Source organism: Mucilaginibacter psychrotolerans (genome assembly GCF_004519315.1).
Taxonomy (GTDB): domain Bacteria; phylum Bacteroidota; class Bacteroidia; order Sphingobacteriales; family Sphingobacteriaceae; genus Mucilaginibacter; species Mucilaginibacter psychrotolerans.
On record NZ_SOZE01000083.1, the window covers coordinates 1 to 1,195 of the forward strand.

At 45.8% G+C, this 1,195-nt stretch carries 1 protein-coding gene; it reads left to right on the forward strand.

The window, feature by feature from the left end; genetic code table 11:
* The coding region (locus E2R66_RS28120; protein WP_134738022.1) for a transposase at positions 1 to 798 on the forward strand (798 nt) is incomplete at its 5' end.
* Positions 799 to 1,195 lie beyond the last annotated feature (397 nt).

Genomic DNA, 1,195 nt, shown 5'->3' on the forward strand with positions numbered 1-1,195 from the left:
GAACAGTTGGAACGGGGGAACTTATCGGGGATTTATGTGTTATCCCGTGCGCAGCAAGAGTTGCGCAGCCTGTTTCGCCAGCGGCAAGACAAGGTTCAGGAAATGGTACGTGCCAATAACAGGCTAAAAAGCTGCATGATGTTTTTTGGGGTTTCATTACCTGAATCAGTTGGCAAAAAAGAATACCTTTCGTTAAAGGCATTAGCGTGGCTGGACAATTACGAAATGAATACACCAGCGGGTAAGATCACTTTACGGCAATACGCAGAAGATTTAAAATACCAGCGCAAACAACTTTATCAAACAACAAAGCTGTTACATACGCAGGTTAGGGCTGCACATGCAAGGACATATGAATGCATAATTTCCATCCCTGGTGTTGGGGCCACTACCGCGATGGCTATGGTCGCCGAAATAGCGGACTTCAGCCGCTTTAAAGGCCCCGATGAGTATTGCAGCTTCCTCGGCTTATGCCCATGGGAAGACAGTTCGGGCGATATAGTTAAAACCAAAGGCATGCAACCGCGCTGCAACCGCCAGCTGCGGCCCTTACTGATTGAAGCATCCTGGGCCGCGATTAAAAAATCACCGGTATTGTTTGCCTACTACAGCAAACACGCCGCAAAAAACAGCAAAGCGGCTATTGTTAAAGTTTCCCGTAAAGTTGCCTTAACAATCCGGGCTGTCGCGCTAAACGGGCAGCCTTATCAGGCAGGTTATGCACATCCGCAGCAACAGCCTCAAAAGAAAACCCCTGACGTCAGGTTTTCTTTAGGTATGGCAGAACAGCAGCTATAATAAATCAGCCCGGGCCTGACGAATATATTCCCAGGCCCGGCTGATCTGCTTATCTGGCTACAGTATCCCTGGCGGGTTGCTCCTCAGCAGCGCCCACTTCCGTTTCCTACAGCAGCATAAAAATAAAAAACAATGAATAAAAATTTATAGGATTTCGTATATTCGTATAAAGAGCATCATCTCAAAATATTAGGAGGAAAACGCACAATCAGGATCGTATTCAATTACATCTGTAAGTATTCGTACCTCTTTTGACTACATACCATTACTTGCGGCTCCCGGCTTAGGAATGACCGCACATAGCAGTTTGAGGTATCTTTCTTTTAATTATAATAGCATCCGGCCTTTGCCGTATGCTGTCCTATCACTTTTATACATAGCAATTCTGATTCAGACA